This window comes from Streptomyces sp. WAC07094 (genome assembly GCF_036320405.1).
Taxonomy (GTDB): domain Bacteria; phylum Actinomycetota; class Actinomycetes; order Streptomycetales; family Streptomycetaceae; genus Streptomyces; species Streptomyces lannensis.
The window spans coordinates 1,328,798-1,342,906 of record NZ_JAVMJZ010000001.1 but is presented as its reverse complement, the minus strand read 5'-3'; the positions used below and the strand labels follow the sequence as shown (position 1 = coordinate 1,342,906).

Here is a 14,109-nt window from a genome sequence, read left to right as displayed (position 1 = left end):
GTACGACCGCGGCCGGGCGACGTCGGCCGCACCCTGTTCGGAGAGGCTCTCGATGCCCCGCAAGTCCACCCGCCTCACCTTCGCGGTCCTAGCGACCGGTGCAGGCGTGTTCTCCATGCTGCAGTCACTGATCGCGCCGGCCCTGCCGACCGTCCAGCACGCGCTGCACACCTCACAGTCCACCGCGACCTGGGTGATGACCGCCTACCTGCTGTCCGCCTCGGTCTTCACACCGATCCTCGGCCGGGTGGGCGACCTCGTCGGAAGGAAGCGCACCCTCGTCGCCGTCCTGCTCACCGTGCTGGCCGGCTGTGTTCTCGCCGCGCTCGCGCCGAACATCGGCGTGCTGATCATCGCCCGCGCGATCCAGGGCGCCGGCGGCGCGCTGTTCCCGCTCTCCTTCGGCATCATCCGGGACGAGTTCGCACCGTCGCAGGTGAGCGGCAGCATCAGCAACCTGTCCGCGGTGATCGCCGCCGGTGGTGGTGTCGGCATCGTGGCGGCCGGTCCCATCGTGTCCGCACTCGACTACCGCTGGCTGTTCTGGATCCCGGTCCTGGTCGTCGCGATCACCACGCTGATCGCGTTCCGCTACGTCCCCGAGTCGCCCCGCCGGGCCGAGGGCCGGGTCAACTGGCTCGGTGCCGTGCTGCTCTCGGCGTGGCTGGTGGCCCTGCTGCTGCCGCTCAGCCAGGCGACCCAGTGGGGCTGGGGTTCGGCCCGGGTGATCGGTCTGTTCGTCGCCGGGGTGGTGTTCTTCGCGCTGTGGCTGCTGGCCGAGGCCCGCTCCCGTTCCCCGCTGATCGACCTGAAGGTGATGCGGCTTCCGGCCGTGTGGACCACCAACACCGCCGCCCTGCTGTTCGGCGCGGGAATGTATTCGATCTGGTCCTTCCTGCCGGGATTCGTGCAGACGCCCCGCGCGGCGGGTTACGGCTTCGGTGCGTCCGTCACCGCCTCCGGGCTGCTGATGCTGCCGATGCTGGTCGCCATGTTCCTCTCGGGTGTCCTCACCGGTCGTCTGGAGCCGGTGGTGGGAGCCAAGGTGCTGCTCACCGCCGGTGCCGCCTTCGGGGCTCTCGCCTGCGCCATCCTTACCTTCTGGCACGACGAGCAGTGGCAGGTGGCCCTCGTCTCGGGCGTGTTCGGGTTCGGGATCGGACTGGCCTTCGCCTCCATGGCCAACCTGATCGTCGGCAGCGTCCCTGCCGAGCAGACCGGCGCGGCGACCGGGATGAACGCCAACATCCGGACGATCGGCGGCTCGATAGGCGCCGCGGTCACCAGCCTCCTGGTCACGGGCCGGCTCCAGCCCTCGGGCCTGCCCTACGCCTCCGGCTACACGCACGGCTTCGGTCTGCTGGCCCTGCTCTGCCTCGCCGCCGCGCTGGCCGCGCTCCTCGTCCCGGCCCGGCGCACGGGGCGGGCGACGGGAGCGCCTCGGGCGTCGGCTGTCCAGTCCGGGGCGCGGCCCGAGGCCGCCGTCCGAGGTGCGCGGCGCTGAGATGCCCGCCGTCACGGAGGGCCGGTGGAGCGTGTTCGGCCGGCGCGTCCCACGGCGCGCCGGCCGGAGGACCCCGGCCCTGGGAGGGGCCGGGGCTCCGGGCCGGGACGACGCGGGGCGGCGTCCGCCCCGCGGCCCCGGGGGCGCGTCCGGCCCGCCGCGCCGGCGGTTCCGGCCAGGACCCTTGTGACGATTCCCGCCGGACCCGCGACGTCCGGCACCGCACCTCGCCGCGTGCCCGGGCGCGCCCGGGCACGCCCGGTACGAGGGCGACCCTCCGCCTTGCGGCGCACGGCACCCGACGCCGCGGCCCGATCCGGCGCGCAGGGTCGGCGCAGACCCTAGGCGGCCAGTTCGCGCGCGTGTTCCACCGCGACTGTGACGGTGCTGCGCAGCACCGGGCCGTGTCCGGGGAGGAGAACGTCGGCGTCGAGTTCTTCGAGGACGGTCAGGGAGTCGAGGGCACGGGCCCGGTCGCGGTGGAACATCCGGGGGAGCAGTTGTGCGCCGCGCCGGCGGGACGTCGGATGACCGCTGACCAGTGCGTCACCCGTGATCAGGATGCCGGCGTCGGGCAGGTGGTAGGCGCAGTGCCCGTCGGTGTGCCCCGGGGTGAGGACCGGAAGCGGACGGCCGGGCAGGTCCAGCCTGCCCTCGGTCGGGAACGCCTGCGGCTCGACGACGGGGATGTGCTCCGTACCGCCCGCGCGAAGGGCGTGGACGGCCCAGGGGAGGACGCCCGGGCGCCAGCCGTTGGCCAGGACCTGGCCGACCGAGACCTGATGCAGGAACTCCCGCCGGGCGTGGGGCAGTTCCGCCCGGTGCATCAGGACGGGTGTCCCGTGGGTGCGGCGCAGGTACTCGGCCGCGCCCAAGTGGTCGTTGTGCGCGTGGGTGACGAGCACCGCCGTCACGGCCTGCGGGGCGACACCCACCGCGGCGAGCGACGCGAGGAGACGTTCCCGGTCCCTGGGGTAGCCGGTGTCCACGAGGGCGGCGGTGTCGCCGTCCTTGACGATCACCCAGTTGGTACTGCTCCCCGGCACCAGGTACACATCGGAGCCGACCTCGACGATGCCGTCGTTGAGCATGGATCACCGGTATTTCTTGAGGGCCCCTGAGGGGCGGATCTTTCTCGGCACGCGCTGCCGGCACCCTTGGCGGTGGCGTCGGGCCCATACTCTCGCAACCGTGTGGAGCGCCCGTCCGGACCCCCGGCGCCGCGCCGCCCGTCACGCGGGCACGTGCCGCACGGGGTGTTCGCGGACGACCTCGCTCGCACTCTTGTCGTCCCGCAGTCCCAGGAAGCGCGGATGGCGCAGCATGCCGTCCTTGGTCCACTCCGTGAACCCGATCTGCGCGACCAGTTCGGGCCGCACCCAGTGTGTGTTCCGCTCGCGCACCGGATCGGCGAAGGGCGAGGCGGTGGCGGCCAGCGCGTCGAGCCAGGCGCGGAGGCGGAGCAGGGTGTGCCGGTCGAATCCGGTGCCGACCTTGCCCGCGTAGCGGAGCCGGCCGCCCTCGTGGTGGCCGAGCAGCAGGGCGCCGAACCCGACTCGGCTGCCGGCCGGTTCGGTGAAGCCGCCGACGACGAACTCCTGGCCCAGCGAGCACTTGAGCTTGAGCCAGTCCGCCGAGCGGCGCGGCTGGTACGTGCTCGCCGCCCGTTTGGCGATCAGTCCCTCCCAGCCGCGGTCGCAGGCCTCGGCGAGCAGTTCCGCCCCGCCCTTGTTGCGGTGGGTGGTCAGCCGCAGCGGGGACCGGTAGGCAAGGGCCCGGCGCAGCAGCGACTTCCGGGTGCGCACGGGCAGCCGGCGGGTGTCCGCCTCCTCCAGGCGCAGCAGGTCGAAGAGGTAGTACGTCACACCGACCCCGCTCGCCTCGATGTCCCGGCGCCGGGTCAGCCCCATGCGCCGCTGGAGCCGGGAGAAGTCGGTGCGGCCGCCCGAGAACGCGACGATCTCGCCGTCGGCGGTGAAGTCCGCGCAGTCCTGGGCGGCGAGTTCCTCGACGATCTCCGGATAGGTGTCGTTCAGACGGCGTCCCGATCGGGACAGCAGTACGACCCGGCCGGCCTCACGCACCACCAGCGCACGGACGCCGTCCAGCTTCCGCTCGAAGATCCACTCGGTGCCGTCGGAGAAGTCCCGCCGGTCGCTCAACGTGGCGAGCATGGGCCCCGCCGCGAGTTCCACCCCGGGTCGCGCCGCGCCGAGGAGCCGGCGCTCACCTGCGGGCAGCGTGTCCAGGAGAGTCTCCGCGGGACGGCTCACCGCCCGCCGCCGTGCCCGGCGACCTGGGCGAGAGTGCGTCCGGTCCGCACCGAGCGGGCGCGGTGGGGATCGGGCGTACCGTGCTTCCCGGCCCCGGCGTGCCCGGTCTTCACAAGCAGCCAGGCCTCCTCGCCGTCACTTCCCTGTCCGCCGCGGAAGCGGGTGAGGGCGTAGTCGCCGTGGAGCTTGGTCCCGTTCAGCCGGAACGTCGCGTGCCCGTGTCCGAGAGCCTCCTCGAAGGGGACGGGCCGGCCGCGGCGGTCATGGCTCAGTGGCCGGTAGGTGCCCCGGTCCCAGACGATCACGGTGCCGCCGCCGTACTCGCCACGCGGGATGACGCCCTCGAAGTCCTCGTACTCCAGCGGGTGGTCCTCGGTGGGTACGGCGAGCCGTTTGTCGCCGGGGTCGCCGGACGGACCCTTGGGCACGGACCAGGACTTCAGTACGTCTCCGACCTGGAGCCGGAAGTCGAAGTGCAAAGTGCTCGCGTCGTGGATCTGCACCACGAAGCGGGGCTCCTCGCCGGGAGAGGCGTCCTTGCCGCGCGGCTCGCCCGTCCTGCCGAAGTCCCGTTTGCCGCGGTACTCCCGCAGCCGATCGCCGCCGCCCACGTCCGGCTCCCTTCCGCCGACCGCCCCGAAGCGGTCGCGCCCGCCTTCCGCGGGCCGAGTACCCCTTCGGCCGTGATGACACCCGGTGCGCCGGGCGGCGGGTGCGGTGCCGCGCGGATCAGGCCCCGGGGTCGCAGGGCGGTCCGGAGGCGGTGGCGATGCGGCGCAGCGCGGACGTGAGGTGGGCGAGGTCGTGGCCGCCGAGATGGTCCAGGATGTGCCGCCGCACGCTGACCAGATGGGTCGGCCACGCCCTCTCGAGCCGTTCGAGTCCCGAGTCGGTCAGGACCGCGTTCCAGCCGCGTCCGTCCTCGTCGCACTTGGCGCGCTGGATCAGCCCCTGTTTCTCGAGGCGGTTCACCACTCGGGTCATCCCGCTGAGCGAGAGGTTGCACGCCGCGGCGAGTTCACTCATCCGCAGATGCCTGCCCGGGGCCTCGGACAGATGCATGAGGGTCGTGTACTCGGACAGGGCGATCCCGGCGTCGCGCGTCATGTCGGTGTCGACCACCCGCGGCAGCGCCATCATCACCCGGCCCAGCTCACGCACGAACTCCTCCTCGGTCGGGCTGAGGGGCGGCAGACGGCGTTCCTTGGACGGCATACCGCCGATTCTATCTCCTTGACAAGTCAAGAATGTCCCGCATCTACTTGACTCTGCAAGTTTTTTTACTTGACGAGGCAATGAAATGTTCGCATTCAGGAAACGCAGAGGTACGACCATGACCAAGATCGGCATCATCCTCGGCAGCACTCGCCCGGGCCGCAACGGAGAGGCCGTCGCCCGCTGGGTCCACGAGATCGCCGCCCAGCGCACCGACGCCGAGTTCGAGCTGGTCGACCTGGTCGACTACAAGCTGCCGCTGCTCGACGAGGCCTACCCGCCCTCGATGGGCCAGTACGCCCAGCCGCACACCCACGCCTGGGCCGAGAAGATCGCGTCCCTCGACGGCTTCGTGATCGTCACCCCCGAGTACAACCGCTCCGTGCCCGGTGCGCTGAAGAACGCCCTCGACTTCCTCTACGCCGAGTGGAACAACAAGGCGGTCGGCTTCGTGAGCTACGGCGGCAACGGCGGCACCCGCGCGGTGGAGCACCTGCGTGGCATCGCCGGTGAGCTGCAGATGGCCGACGTGCGCAGCCAGGTCGCCCTCTCGATGTTCACCGACTTCGAGAACTTCAGCACCTTCAAGCCGCTCGACGTCCAGCGCGACACCCTGGTCACGACCCTCGACCAGGTCATCGCCTGGAGCTCGGCGCTGGCTCCGCTGCGCGCCAGCTGACGCCGGCACCCGGAGCGACGCCCACAACCGGTCCCGTACCGGTGGACACGCGAGCTCCCGCATCCACGGGGTGCGGGAGCTCGCCGCGGTCCGAGGGCGCGAGGCGCCCGCCGCGGAAGCGCCGCTCTCGAGGGCAGGCCGTCGCGCTGACGACCGGGGTGGCGCTGGGCCCGGTGACAAGGAGGTCCTTCCCGCGAAGTCCCCGGTCGGGCCCTCGCGGCGCAGGGCTTTCACCCTCGGGACCCGTCCCCGAAGGCCCTGCGGCGTGCTGATGAAGAGCGGGTAACCTCCGCGGCATGCGGATCTCGGTTTCCTCGGACATGGACGAGCCCGTGGCGCGCGGCCTCGTCGCGGAGCTGCGTGAGCGCGGGCACGAGGTGCTCACCCACGGCGCGTTGCGCCCCGGGGACGACCCTCAGTGGGCGGCATGCTCGCAGGCCGCGGCCCGCGACGTCGCCGACGGCAGGTCGGACCAGGCGGTCGTGTGCTGCTGGACCGGCACCGGAGCGTCGATCGCCGCGAACAAGGTGCCGGGAGTGCGCGCGGCCCTGTGCACCGACGCCTACACGGCGGACGGAGCGCGCCGCTGGAACGACGCCAATGTGCTGGCGCTGAGCCTGCGTCTGACATCCGGGCCGCTGCTGAAGGAGATCCTCGACGCCTGGTTCGGCGCCGAGCCGAGCCAGGACGGCGTCGACCGCGAGAACGTGGCCCGAGTGAGCCGGCTGGATCACGGGCGTCCGGCCCGGTAGGGGAGCACGTTCAGCGTCGGGCACCCACAGGGCGGCACCGGGTCGGCCCGCGGTCGGTGCGGGCCGGGTGCGGCGCCGCTCAGCTCCCCACCAGCTCCGCGACCGGCTTCAGCGTCTCCTCACGGGCGGGCCGCTCCGCGCCGAGCCCCACGTTCCGCACGCTCCACAGCCACAGCACGTCACGCCCGAAGGACCAGACCAGGGACGCCAGTGCGACGGCGACGACGGCGACGTTCGCCACCTCGGGCAGCAGGGACGAGGCGGCCACCAGCAGGGCGATCCCCTGGAGCGCCGCGACGGTCTTGCGGGCCATGCTCGACGGCAGCTCTCCGTTCAGCCACGGCAGCACCCGGGCCACCGCGACGAACGCGTACCGCATCCCGCCGATCAGCAGCACCCACGGCCCGAGCGACATAGACACATACACGCTCAGCACGAGGATCAGGAACGCGTCGACCTCCATGTCGAAGCGGGCGCCGAGCGCGGAGGAGGTTCCCGTACGGCGGGCGACCTTGCCGTCCACACCGTCCAGGATGAGCGCCACCGCCGTCAGTCCCACGAAGACCGTCACCGGCGGCGAGCTCTCGAACGAGTCCGCGACCAGCGCCGTGACGCCGCCGACCAATATGGACCTGCCGAGCGTCACCCGGTTGGCAGGCCCGAAGGAGCGCAGCCGGGATCGCAGCACGGCGCGCGTGAGAACGGCCCAGGTGGCGAGCGCGAAGGCCAGGCCCGTCAGCCATCCGGCCGGACCCAGGCCGATCGCCGTGCCCAGCAGGGCCAGCAACAGCACCTGCACGCCCGCTCCCACGGTCGTCTCCTGCTGCAACAGCCTCGCGTCGTATGTGTGGTTCAGGGCCACCGCTCACCCTCCGGCCATGTGACAGATTCGATCTTCGCGCGTACGTTGTGCGCGACTTCTCGTAGCTGCGTACGTGGAGAATCGGCCGATCGTTCAGGAGAACGCACATGGACCTCACAGCTCGCGCCTTCTGGCTGCGCTCGCCGGGGCTCGGGGAGGTGCGGGACGTGGAGCTGCCGAAGCCCGGTGACGGCGAAGTGCTCGTGCGCGCGCTGTACTCGGGTGTAAGCCGCGGCACCGAGACCCTCGTCTTCCGCGGTGGCGTCCCCGAGAGCCAGCACGCCGTGATGCGCGCGCCCTTCCAGGAGGGCGACTTCCCGGCACCCGTGAAGTACGGGTATCTGAGTGTCGGACGGGTGGAGCACGGGCCTGCCGAGCTGGCCGGGCGAACCGTGTTCTGCCTGTACCCGCATCAGAGCCGGTACGTCGTCCCGGCCTCGGCGGTCACCGTCGTACCCGACACCGTGCCGGCCGGCCGCGCCATCCTCGCCGGCACCGTCGAGACCGCGGTCAACGCGGTGTGGGACGCCGGCCCCCAGATCGGGGACCGCATCGCGGTGGTCGGCGGCGGCATGGTCGGGTGCTCGGTCGCCGCCCTGCTCAGCCGGCACCCCGGCGTCCGCGTCCAGCTCGTCGACGCCGATCCCCGGCGCGCCGACACGGCCCGCGCGCTCGGCGTCGACTTCGCCCTGCCCGAGCACGCCCTCGGGGAGTGCGACCTCGTCGTGCACGCGAGCGCGAGCGAACAGGGCCTCCTACGGTCCCTGGAACTGCTCGCGCCCGAGGGCACGGTGATCGAGCTGAGCTGGTACGGCGACCGGCGGGTCACCCTGCCACTGGGCGAGGCCTTCCACTCGCGCCGTCTCACTGTCCGCAGCAGCCAGGTCGGCACCGTCTCGCCGCGGGCCCGTGCCGGACGCGGTTACGGCGACCGGCTCGCCCTCGCCCTCGAGCTGCTTGCCGAACCCGCGTTTGACGCGCTCATCACCGGCGAGTCCGCCTTCGACGACCTCCCCGAGGTGCTGTCCCGCCTCACACGTGGTGAGCTCGAAGGGTTGTGCCATCGAGTTCGGTACACCGCCGGCTGAGCCCGGTCGTCCGAGTTGCCCGGACTCGGCGGAAACTCCCGACGAAGCCCCGAGGAACTTCGAAACAAGGAGAACGAGCACCTGAACAACGTGCAGGGGTCAGCCGTACTACACGGCATGCCCCGGCAGGGGATCAGACGCACCGCACCTGGAGGGTCGTCCGTTGTTCAGCATCACCGTCCGCGATCACCTGATGATCGCCCACAGCTTCCGCGGCGAGGTCTTCGGCCCCGCGCAGCGCCTGCACGGGGCGACGTTCCTCGTGGACGCCGCTTTCCGCCGCGCCGAGCTGGACGACGACAACATCGTCGTCGACATCGGACTGGCCACGCAGGAACTCGGCGCCGTGGTGAGCGAGCTCAACTACCGCAATCTCGACGACGAGCCGGACTTCGCCCACACCAACACCTCGACGGAGTTCCTGGCCAAGGTGATCGCCGACCGCCTCGCCGAGCGCGTCCACAAGGGGGCGCTGGGCGAGAGCGCCCGTGACATCGCGCGCATCACCGTCACCCTGCACGAGTCGCACATCGCCTGGGCGAGTTACGAGCGTGAGCAGTGACCGACACGACCCTCGACCAGACCTCCCCGGGCGCGTCCGGCCCGGCGTCCCAGCCCCGGCTGAGCTACGTTCCCGTGCAGAACGCGGCCCTGAGGAACGCGGACATCATCCCCATGTCACTGCGCAGTGTGCACTTCGTCGTGCCGGGCGGCGTGGACGACCCGGCCGCTCCGAGCGGCGGCAACGCCTACGACCGCCGGATCCGCCTCGACCTGCCCGGCTTCGGCTGGCGGGTCACCCAGCACGCCGTCGAGGGCTCGTGGCCCCGCCCGGACGCGGCCGCCCGGGAGGAACTGGCCCGCACGCTTCGGCAACTGCCCGACGGTGCCGTCGTCCTGCTCGACGGCCTGGTCGCCTGCGGCGTGCCCGAGATCGTGGTGCCGCAGACCGAACGCCTGCGCATGGTCGTCCTCGTGCACCTGCCGCTCGGCGACGAGACGGGCCTCGACCGGCGGACCGCCGCCGAACTGGACGCCCGGGAACGCGCCACCCTTCGCGCGGTACCCTCCGTTGTCGCCACGAGCGACTGGGCCGTACGCCGGCTCGTCGCGCACCACGGGCTCGCCCCCGAGCGCGTCCATGTCGCCGCCCCCGGCGCCGACATCGGGCCCCTGGCGCCCGGCACCGACGGCGTCTCCCGACTGCTGTGCGTGGCCGCCGTCACCCCGCGCAAGGGGCAGCACCGGCTGATCGAGGCGCTCGCCACGGTCACCGACCTGCCGTGGACCTGCTCCCTGGTCGGCGGACTCGGCCACGACCCCCAGTACGTGGCACGCCTGCGCGCCCTCATCGACGAGCACGGCCTCGGCGACCGGCTGCACCTGGCGGGCCCTCAGACCGGGGCCGAACTCGACGCCAGTTACGCCGCCGCCGATCTGATGGTCCTCACCTCGTACGCCGAGACGTACGGCATGGCGGTCACCGAGGCGCTGGCCCGTGGTATCCCGGTCCTCGCGACCGACGTCGGGGGCCTGCCCGAAGCGGTCGGGCGTGCTCCCGACGGGGGAGTGCCCGGCATTCTCGTACCGCCGGAGGACCCCGCGGCGCTCGCCGCGGAACTGCGCGGCTGGTTCGGCGAGGCGGACGTGCGGCGGCGGCTCAAGGCCGCGGCGCGCGGCCGCCGCGCGGCGCTGGACGGCTGGGCCACCACCGCCCGCAGCCTCGCAGGCGTGCTCGCGCGGCTGCCCCGCGAGCCCCGGAGGGCGGCATGACCATGAGCACGACTCCCGGCGGTCCCCAGCTGCCCTCGGCGTCCTTCGGCGTCCCGCAGACCGAACCCGACCCCGCGTCCGGCGGCCCGGATGAGTTCGAGGTGCCCCGATACGCCCCGCAGTGGCTCCAGTTGCGCGAGCCGGCCGACGCCGCGGCGCGCGCCCATGATCTGCTGGATCCCCTGCGGATCCGGCTCGCGAACCGACCCGGGCGCGCCACCGGTCTGGTGGTGCACGACCTGGGCTGCGGTACCGGATCGATGGGCCGCTGGCTCGCCCCGCGCATCGACGGCGCCCAGCACTGGGTCCTGCACGACCGCGACCCCTACCTCCTCCACTTCGCCACGGTGGGCGCACCCCGGGCGGCCGCCGACGGCAGCCGGGTGACCGTCACCACGCAGCGCGGTGACATCGGACGGCTCACTCCCGACGCCCTCACCGGCGCCTCGCTGGTGACCGCCTCCGCGCTGCTCGACGTCCTCACCGCCGAGGAGATCGACACGCTCGCCGCCGCCGTCGTGGGTGCCGGCTGTCCGGCGCTGCTGACCCTGTCGGTCGTCGGCAGCGTGGAACTCACCCCCGGGCACCCGATGGACCGGGAGATCGCCGACGCGTTCAACGCGCACCAGCGCCGCGGCGACCTGCTCGGCCCCGACGCGGTCGAGGTGGCCCGTGAGGTCTTCGAGCGGCTGGGAGCGAGTGTGCTGACACGGCCGAGCCCCTGGCGGCTCGGTGCCGGGCAGTCCGAACTGACGCGGGAGTGGCTGCGCGGCTGGGTCGGCGCCGCCGTGGAGCAGCGGCCGGACCTCGAGGCCCGAGCCGATACGTATCTGCGGGACCGGTCGGCCGCGGCCGCGTCGGGCGAACTGCGCGTGACGGTGCAGCACAGCGACATGCTCGTCCTGCCGCGGCCCACGGGAGGGGCGGGATGACGCCTCGGACCATCGCCCCGGTGGAGGCGGCGGAGGGGGCACGACAGGCCGCGGTCACCGCGGTTCTGCCCTCGGATGTCCACCCTGTGACGTCCGGGCCCGGAAAGGCGCGGGGCGCGGCACCCGCCTTCGCCCCGGCCCCGTCGCGCGTACCCGTCGCGGGCCCGGCGACGGACGTGGCGCCGCCCGCACGCCGTGGTGTGCTCCGGGCTCTGCGCCCGCACCTGGGCACGGTCGCCGGGGCCGTCATCCTCGGTGTGCTGCTGTGGCGGCTCGGTACCGGGGTGTTCCTCGACGGGCTGCGGCGCATCGACGGCCCCACACTGCTCGCCGGGCTCGGGATCGGCGTGCTCACGACCGTGTTCAGCGCCTGGCGCTGGTGCCGTGTCGCCCGCGCGCTCGACATCCGGCTGCCGCTCGGCGCAGCCGTCGCCGACTACTACCGCGCGCTGTTCCTCAACGCGGCGCTCCCGGGCGGTGTGCTCGGCGACGTGCACCGCGCCGTGCGGCACGGGCAGAGCGCCGGTGACGTCGGACGCGGCGTCCGTGCCGTCGTCCTGGAGCGGACCGCGGGACAGGTGGCGCTCGTCGCCGTCGGTGTGCCGGTCCTGCTGACGCTGCCCTCGCCGGTGCTCGTCCAGGCCCGCCATCTCGCGGGCCTGCTCGTACTCGCCGCCGTCGGCGCCCTTGCGGTCGTGGCGGCCGTACGGATGGGCCGGGCGCCCCGCCCCCCGCGGCGGCGCCGCGCGCTCGGCGCCGCCCTCGGCGAGGCACGGAACGCCCTGCTGACGCGCGGTAGTTGGCCGGCTGTCCTGACCTCGTCCGTCGTCGTGCTGGCCGGTCATCTGCTGATGTTCTGGGTGGCGGCGCGGGTCGCCGGATCGCAGGCATCCCCGGTCACGCTGCTGCCGCTGGCCCTGCTCGCGCTCATCGCCATGGGGCTTCCGCTGAACGTCGGTGGCTGGGGCCCTCGGGAGGGTGTAACGGCCTGGGCCTTCGGCGCGGCCGGGCTGGGTGCGGAGACGGGTCTGACCGTCGCGGTGGTGTACGGCGTCCTCAGCTTCGTCGCGAGCCTGCCGGGCATCCCGGTGCTGCTCGCCCGGTCGTACGCGGGCCTGCGGAGCCCCCGGACCGGGACGGCACCGGAGCCCGCCGACGGCAGCGGGCGGACCGCGGCGCCGGCCGGCGAGCCCGTCGTCCCCACGGGTGGTGAGCACGCCGACGGCGGCTCGCACGCTCTTGCCGCGGGTGGGGAAGAGGCACCCGCGGCGGGGACGGGGACGGGCGGCACGGAGCGTACCCCCCACGCGCTCCGTGCCCCCGTGCCGTACCTCCCCTACCCTCGTTCGCCTCCCGCGTCGCGGGCGGAGCTGCTGATCGAGCGTCAGGAGGCGTGCCCCGGCGTGGAGTCGGCCGAATCCGGGGCGCCGCCGTCGGCCTCGTCCGAGGCGACCAGGGAGAAACACGCCTCGAAGGAGTCGCTGAGGGCGGCGAGCAACCGCTTCCCCTTGTCCGCCGAGGCGAGTGAAGGGCGCCCGATGACGCCGGACTCGGTATAGGCCGACATACCGAGGGTAAGCAGATGCCTACGGTCGTCGGCGATGAAATCGGTGGACTCGTAACCGGGCCTGACCAATTCGGGATGGCAGTGCAGAAGAATGGAGGTCTCGATTTCCCCGGCATGCATGTCGCTGAGCAGCGAAGTGCGCACACCGGCCCGATCACGGGCCTCGTCCCAGTCCTCCGGGGCCGGGAAAAGCGCCATCCGAACACCGCTGCCCACGGATTCCTGGACGACATTGCCGAGGACGTAGTTCCCGCCGTGGCCGTTGACCAGTACCAGGGCCTCGACGCCCGAGCGACGGAGCGATTCGGCGATGTCCCGCACCACCGCGTGGAGAGTGACGGAGGAGATGCTCACGGTTCCCGGCCAGGCCGCGTGTTCGTGGGAGCAGGAGATCGTCACCGGAGGAAGGAGGTGAACCGGATGCGCTGCGGCGATCTCACGGGCGATCGCGCAGGCCACCAGCGTGTCGGTGGCCAGGGGAAGGCAGGGGCCGTGCTGTTCGAAACTGCCCACGGGCAGAACGGCGACCTGGCGGCCCGGACCGGCCGCCCGCGTCCGAACGTCCTGCGAGGTGTCCGAGGGCAACACCCCGGTGGTGTGCACGGGCGGCGGTCCGGGCACGGCCGCGTCTCCCGTCGGCGACGACCCAGCAGTGTCCGCAGTTCCCGAACCGCTCATTTTTTCACGGCCTTTCGTCTCGTACCGCCTGCGCTTACCAGATAGGAACAGATCATGACAGACATTGACGGCGTGCTCGGCGGGAATGCCCACCCCTCGGGAGTCACCCGAATCGCCAACGCCCCCACCGGGGTCACCCGAGTCGTGAACGCCCCCCTGCCCACCAAATACGGTGATTTCCAGGCCGTCGGCTATCTCGATCACGACCGCGGCGAGGAACAAGTGGCGCTGGTGTACGGCGATATCGAGGAGAAGGGGATGCTGGTCCGCCTCCACTCGGAGTGCCTGACCGGGGACGCCTTCGGGTCGACGCACTGCGAGTGCGGTCCCCAACTCTCCACCGCTCTGCGGGAGATCGTCGCCGAGGGCCGGGGCATCGTCGTCTATCTGCGCGGCCACGAGGGCCGCGGCATCGGCCTGCTCGGGAAGTTGCGCGCGATGAAGCTCCAGTCCGAGGGCCTGGACACGGTGGAGGCGAACCTCGCCCTGGGCCTGCCGGTGGATGCGCGCGACTACCGGGTGGCGGCCGAGATCCTCCACGATCTCGGGGTGCGGTCGGTGCGTCTGCTCTCCAACAACCCGCGCAAGCGAGAGGCGTTGCTGCGGCACGGCATCAAGGTCGACAAGCAGGTGTCGCTGCTGATACCGCCGTGCGAGAACAACATCACCTACCTGCGCACCAAGCGGGAGCGGCTCGACCACTACCTGCCGCACCTGGACGCGGTGGTGCACTCGTCGTGAGCGGGCACGCGGCGGCCGTCCGGCGCCGGCCGCCGCGCCCGCATC

At 72.5% G+C, this 14,109-nt stretch carries 14 protein-coding genes and 1 pseudogene; 9 read left to right on the top strand and 6 right to left on the bottom strand.

Annotated features, from left to right (window positions below; genetic code table 11):
- The first annotated feature begins 52 nt into the window (after positions 1 to 52).
- The gene (locus tag RCR19_RS06030) at positions 53 to 1,504 is read left to right on the top strand and encodes an MFS transporter (RefSeq protein ID WP_331264150.1); all 1,452 of its coding nucleotides are present in this window, start codon (positions 53 to 55) and stop codon (positions 1,502 to 1,504) included.
- Between the two features lie 341 nt (positions 1,505 to 1,845).
- Here the strand turns inward: RCR19_RS06030 and RCR19_RS06025 are convergent, their stop codons facing one another.
- From RCR19_RS06025 to RCR19_RS06010, 4 genes are all read right to left on the bottom strand, one after another.
- Positions 1,846 to 2,595 (bottom strand): MBL fold metallo-hydrolase, encoded by a 750-nt coding sequence (locus RCR19_RS06025; protein WP_331264149.1) that lies wholly within the window; start codon positions 2,593 to 2,595, stop codon positions 1,846 to 1,848.
- A gap of 141 nt (positions 2,596 to 2,736) precedes the next feature.
- A complete protein-coding gene (gene ligD / locus RCR19_RS06020; protein WP_331264148.1) occupies positions 2,737 to 3,777 on the bottom strand; it encodes a non-homologous end-joining DNA ligase in 1,041 nt (346 codons plus the stop codon).
- Positions 3,774 to 4,388, bottom strand: a complete 615-nt coding sequence (locus tag RCR19_RS06015) for a DNA polymerase ligase N-terminal domain-containing protein (RefSeq protein WP_331264147.1) — start codon at positions 4,386 to 4,388, stop codon at positions 3,774 to 3,776. Before RCR19_RS06015 ends, ligD begins: the two co-directional genes overlap by 4 nt.
- Before the next feature lie 118 nt (positions 4,389 to 4,506).
- A complete protein-coding gene (locus tag RCR19_RS06010; protein ID WP_331264146.1) occupies positions 4,507 to 4,992 on the bottom strand; it encodes a MarR family transcriptional regulator in 486 nt (161 codons plus the stop codon).
- A gap of 118 nt (positions 4,993 to 5,110) precedes the next feature.
- On the opposite strand from RCR19_RS06010, the gene RCR19_RS06005 reads away from it, so the two are divergent.
- Together RCR19_RS06005 and RCR19_RS06000 are read left to right on the top strand one after the other, a co-directional pair.
- Complete coding sequence (locus RCR19_RS06005) at positions 5,111 to 5,671, top strand: NAD(P)H-dependent oxidoreductase (RefSeq protein ID WP_331264145.1); 561 nt, start codon at positions 5,111 to 5,113, stop codon at positions 5,669 to 5,671.
- A gap of 296 nt (positions 5,672 to 5,967) precedes the next feature.
- A complete protein-coding gene (locus RCR19_RS06000; protein ID WP_331264144.1) occupies positions 5,968 to 6,423 on the top strand; it encodes an RpiB/LacA/LacB family sugar-phosphate isomerase in 456 nt (151 codons plus the stop codon).
- A gap of 79 nt (positions 6,424 to 6,502) precedes the next feature.
- Here the strand turns inward: RCR19_RS06000 and RCR19_RS05995 are convergent, their stop codons facing one another.
- On the bottom strand, positions 6,503 to 7,285 hold the full coding sequence (locus RCR19_RS05995; protein WP_331264143.1) for a CDP-alcohol phosphatidyltransferase family protein: 783 nt from the start codon (positions 7,283 to 7,285) through the stop codon (positions 6,503 to 6,505).
- Positions 7,286 to 7,392: 107 nt separating this feature from the next.
- On the opposite strand from RCR19_RS05995, the gene RCR19_RS05990 reads away from it, so the two are divergent.
- The 5 genes and pseudogenes from RCR19_RS05990 to RCR19_RS05970 form a co-directional block, all read left to right on the top strand.
- A complete protein-coding gene (locus RCR19_RS05990; protein WP_331264142.1) occupies positions 7,393 to 8,373 on the top strand; it encodes an NAD(P)-binding protein in 981 nt (326 codons plus the stop codon).
- A gap of 163 nt (positions 8,374 to 8,536) precedes the next feature.
- On the top strand, positions 8,537 to 8,935 hold the full coding sequence (locus RCR19_RS05985) for a 6-carboxytetrahydropterin synthase (RefSeq protein ID WP_331264141.1): 399 nt from the start codon (positions 8,537 to 8,539) through the stop codon (positions 8,933 to 8,935).
- On the top strand, positions 8,932 to 10,146 hold the full coding sequence (locus tag RCR19_RS05980; RefSeq protein ID WP_331264140.1) for a glycosyltransferase family 4 protein: 1,215 nt from the start codon (positions 8,932 to 8,934) through the stop codon (positions 10,144 to 10,146). Before RCR19_RS05985 ends, RCR19_RS05980 begins: the two co-directional genes overlap by 4 nt.
- A 2-nt stretch (positions 10,147 to 10,148) precedes the next feature.
- Complete coding sequence (locus tag RCR19_RS05975; RefSeq protein ID WP_331264139.1) at positions 10,149 to 11,078, top strand: class I SAM-dependent methyltransferase; 930 nt, start codon at positions 10,149 to 10,151, stop codon at positions 11,076 to 11,078.
- A pseudogene (locus RCR19_RS05970) lies at positions 11,075 to 12,100 on the top strand (lysylphosphatidylglycerol synthase transmembrane domain-containing protein); the annotation flags it as partial. The gene RCR19_RS05975 and the pseudogene RCR19_RS05970, both read left to right, overlap by 4 nt.
- 362 nt (positions 12,101 to 12,462) lie before the next feature.
- Here the strand turns inward: RCR19_RS05970 and RCR19_RS05965 are convergent.
- Positions 12,463 to 13,266 (bottom strand): creatininase family protein, encoded by an 804-nt coding sequence (locus RCR19_RS05965; protein WP_331264138.1) that lies wholly within the window; start codon positions 13,264 to 13,266, stop codon positions 12,463 to 12,465.
- 111 nt (positions 13,267 to 13,377) lie between these two features.
- On the opposite strand from RCR19_RS05965, the gene ribA reads away from it, so the two are divergent.
- A complete protein-coding gene (gene ribA, locus RCR19_RS05960) occupies positions 13,378 to 14,064 on the top strand; it encodes a GTP cyclohydrolase II (protein ID WP_331264137.1) in 687 nt (228 codons plus the stop codon).
- Positions 14,065 to 14,109: the final 45 nt, after the last annotated feature.